The sequence below is a fragment of the Mesorhizobium sp. M1A.F.Ca.IN.020.06.1.1 genome (assembly GCF_004023265.1).
Taxonomy (GTDB): Bacteria; Pseudomonadota; Alphaproteobacteria; order Rhizobiales; family Rhizobiaceae; genus Mesorhizobium.
Genome location: NZ_RZSR01000596.1, coordinates 1 through 3,770 on the forward strand (window position 1 = coordinate 1; position 3,770 = coordinate 3,770).

Annotated in this window: 3 protein-coding genes and 1 pseudogene; 3 read left to right on the forward strand and 1 reads right to left on the reverse strand. The window is 62.7% G+C overall.

Features of this window, described 5'->3' with window-relative positions:
• Window positions 1–234 (reverse strand): annotated as a pseudogene (locus EOA60_RS39150) (O-antigen ligase family protein); the annotation flags it as partial.
• A gap of 455 nt (window positions 235–689) precedes the next feature.
• On the opposite strand from EOA60_RS39150, the gene cysD reads away from it, so the two are divergent.
• From cysD to EOA60_RS23090, 3 genes are all read left to right on the forward strand, one after another.
• On the forward strand, window positions 690–1,595 hold the full coding sequence (gene cysD, locus EOA60_RS23080; RefSeq protein ID WP_066997810.1) for a sulfate adenylyltransferase subunit CysD: 906 nt from the start codon (window positions 690–692) through the stop codon (window positions 1,593–1,595).
• A gap of 2 nt (window positions 1,596–1,597) precedes the next feature.
• Window positions 1,598–3,535, forward strand: a complete 1,938-nt coding sequence (cysN, locus tag EOA60_RS23085; RefSeq protein ID WP_164748287.1) for a sulfate adenylyltransferase subunit CysN — start codon at window positions 1,598–1,600, stop codon at window positions 3,533–3,535.
• A gap of 10 nt (window positions 3,536–3,545) precedes the next feature.
• Window positions 3,546–3,770, forward strand: a 225-nt coding sequence (locus EOA60_RS23090; protein ID WP_281060767.1) for an inositol monophosphatase family protein, incomplete at its 3' end; no start/stop codon positions are given.

Consider the following 3,770-nt stretch of genomic DNA (forward strand, 5'->3'; position numbering starts at 1 on the left):
GACGATGGCCGCGCAATAGTCACAGATCGCCACCGTCATGGCAAGCATCGACCGGTCGATGTTGAACCGCCGCCGTCTGATGGCGAGCAGAAATACGGACCAGAGCGCGCCGCCGTTGAAAACGAAGCTGACCACCGATCCCAGCACGGGCGGCGAGAAGAAGCAGACGATCGAGAAATAGATGTTGATCTGTGTCGGCGTGAGATGCCGCCGAAGCGATGTAAACGGGTTCAATGCCTTGCTTCGCAATCTTCCAGGTTGTGCGCAGACCCGCCGGGGTACCGAACAATTGGCTTTGACCGATCCCGTTCTGCCGCGCCTCGCCTGCTCCCGCGCCGGTATAGCGGCTGGCTCCGATCTCCGATAGGGCGACCGAAGGATGTCCAGCCAAAAAATCGGCGGCGTGGACGAAAGCTCTTGGAAGTCAACCTAGCCGATCGAAGCAAATAGGTTTGTTCGGCCCCTTTCAATTGCTCGGCTTGTCTGGGAGAATTTTCCGACTTATCAAGCTCACTTGGAAAATTCATTCCCAAAGCGCTGTGCCCGGCGCGGGTCTTGCATTGTTATGGGCGATGGCGATCTGCTAGAACGCCCGCGACAAGTGTCCAGGGCTTGACGGGCTGTTTTAGCAAACCGCGCCAATCGCCTGCTGCAAGGCCTGGCCGGCACGAAAGAACGCTCAATAGCTTATGAATATCGCGCTCACCCATCTGCAGCGGCTAGAGGCCGAATCCATCCACATCTTCCGTGAGGTTGCGGCCTCTTTCGCCAAGCCGGTGATGCTGTATTCGGTCGGCAAGGATTCCTCGGTGCTGATGCATCTGGCGATGAAGGCCTTCTATCCCGCCAAGCCGCCATTTCCCTTCCTGCATGTCGACACGACCTGGAAGTTCCGTGAGATGATCGCCTTTCGCGATCAGATGGCGCAGAAGCTCGGCTTCGACCTGCTTGTTCATGTCAACGAAGACGGCGTGCGCGACGGCATCAACCCCTTCGATCACGGCTCGAACACCCACACCCATGTCATGAAGACGGTGGCGCTGCGCCAGGCGCTCGACAAATACGGCTTCGACGCGGCCTTCGGCGGCGCCCGTCGCGACGAGGAGAAGTCGCGCGCCAAGGAGCGCATATTTTCCTTCCGCAATGCCCAGCATGCCTGGGATCCCAAGAACCAGCGGCCGGAAATGTGGAAGATCTTCAACACCCGGATCGCGCCGGGCGAATCGATCCGCGTCTTTCCCCTGTCCAACTGGACCGAGCTCGACATCTGGCAGTACATCCTGCAGGAGAACATCCCGATCGTGCCGCTCTATTTCGCCAAGGAGCGGCCGGTCGTCGAACGCGACGGCATGCTCATCATGAAGGACGATGACCGCATGCAACTGCGCCCCGGCGAGAAGATCGAGAACCGTCTCGTGCGCTTCCGCACGCTGGGCTGCTATCCGCTGACGGGCGCCATAGAATCGGATGCCGACACGCTCGAAGCCATCGTCGGCGAGATGCTGACCGCCCGCACCTCCGAGCGCCAGGGCCGCCTCATCGACCGCGACGAGGCAGGTTCCATGGAAAAGAAGAAGCGCGAGGGGTATTTCTGAGCATGCGCCACATCCTGGCCAAGAGCCTCGCCCCGACCGATTCGATCCGCGACTACATGGCCGCGCAGGAGAAGAAATCGCTGCTGCGCTTTCTCACCTGCGGCTCGGTCGACGACGGCAAGTCGACGCTGATCGGCCGGCTGCTGTCCGATACCAAGCAGATTTTCGAGGACCAGCTCGCCGCGTTGGAGAACGATTCTCGCAAGCACGGCACCACCGGCGACGACATCGACTTCGCGCTGCTCGTCGACGGGCTGGAGGCCGAGCGCGAGCAGGGCATCACAATCGACGTCGCCTACCGCTTCTTCGCCACCCCGAAGCGCAAGTTCATCGTCGCCGACACGCCCGGCCATGAGCAATACACGCGCAACATGGCGACGGGCGCTTCGACCGCCGACCTCGCCATCGTGCTGATCGATGCGCGCCAGGGCGTGCTGCGCCAGACCCGGCGCCATTCGATCATCGCCTCGCTGCTCGGCATCCGCCACATCGTCCTTGCCGTCAACAAGATCGACCTCGTCGGCTTCGACAAGACCGTGTTCGACCGGATCGTCGCCGACTACGGCGAATTCGCGCAAAGCCTGGGCTTCAACAGTATCGTGCCGATTCCGATGTCGGCGCGCTTCGGCGACAATGTCACCAGCCGCTCGGAGCGAACGCCCTGGTATTCCGGGCCGTCGCTTATCGAGCATCTGGAAACCGTGTCTGTCGACGAGGCGGCGATCGAATTGCCGTTCCGCTTCCCCGTCCAGTATGTGAACCGTCCCAATCTCGATTTTCGCGGCTTTGCCGGAACCATTGCATCCGGTTCCGTTTCCAAAGGCGACGAGGTCGTGGTCGCCAAGTCGGGCAGGGCCTCCCGGGTCAAGCGCATCGTCGCGCATGGCGGCGACCTTGAGCAGGCTGTTGCCGGCCAGGCCATCACGCTCGTCCTCGAGGACGAGGTCGAGGTTTCGCGCGGCAACATGCTGGTATCGCCGGCCGCACGTCCGCAGGTCGCCGACCAGTTCGCCGCCAATCTGGTCTGGTTCGACGAGCAGGCCCTGCTGCCCGGCCGGTCCTATATCCTGCGCACCGAAACCGATCAGGTGAGCGCGACCGTCACCGATCTGAAATACCGCGTCAACGTCAACGATTTCGCGCATGAAGCGGCGAAGTCCCTCGACCTCAACGAGGTCGGGGTGTGCAACCTGTCGACCCGGGCGCCGATCGCCTTCGATCCCTTCGCCGAGAACCGCACGACCGGCGCCTTCATCCTGATCGACCGCATCAGCAACGCCACCGTCGGCGCCGGGATGATCCTGCATTCGCTGCGCCGCGCCGAGAACATCCATTGGCAATCGCTCGACGTCGGCAAGCGCGGCCGCTCTGACCTCAAGAACCAGCGCCCGGCGGTGTTCTGGTTCACCGGTCTGTCCGGTTCCGGCAAGTCGACCATCGCAAATCTTTTCGAGAGGAAGCTGTTCGCGTCCGGCCGCCACACCTACATCCTCGACGGCGACAATGTCCGCCACGGCCTCAACCGCGATCTCGGCTTCACCGACGCGGATCGGGTCGAAAACATCCGCCGCGTCGCCGAAGTGGCCAAGCTGATGGCCGATGCGGGCCTGATCGTCATCGTCTCGTTCATCTCGCCCTTCAGCGCCGAGCGGCGCATGGCGCGCGAGCTGATGGGCGAGGGGGAATTCGTAGAGGTGTTCGTCGACACGCCGTTCGAGGAATGCGCCCGCCGCGACCCGAAGGGCCTTTACGCCCGCGCCTTGAGCGGCGAGATCAAGAACTTCACCGGCGTCGATTCTCCCTACGAGACGCCGGAGAACCCCGAGATCCACCTCGAGACTCTCGGCAGGACGCCCGAGGAGATGGCGGAAGCCCTGGAACACTGGCTGACGGAGCGCGACGTTGCCGAAGAGCAGTATGACGATGGCGGCGGCATCTGACGACGCGGCAATGCTTGGCGTGTTCGAGCGCCTCGCGCTCGATGCCGGCCGCGCGGTGATGCGCGTTTTCCACGAAGGCTGCGCCGTCGACAGCAAGTCCGACTCTTCGCCGGTGACGGAAGCCGATCGCGAAAGCGAAAAGATTATCCTGGCCGGCCTGCGCGCCGCTTATCCGGACATCCCTTGCGTCGCCGAGGAGGAGGTTGCGGCGGGTATTGCCACGCCCGACCTCGAC

Coding starts and splice junctions, on each gene's coding strand:
- cysD (WP_066997810.1), top strand. CDS start 690: ATGAATATCGCGCTCACCCATCTGCAGCGGCTAGAGGCCGAATCCATC.
- cysN (WP_164748287.1), top strand. CDS start 1,598: ATGCGCCACATCCTGGCCAAGAGCCTCGCCCCGACCGATTCGATCCGC.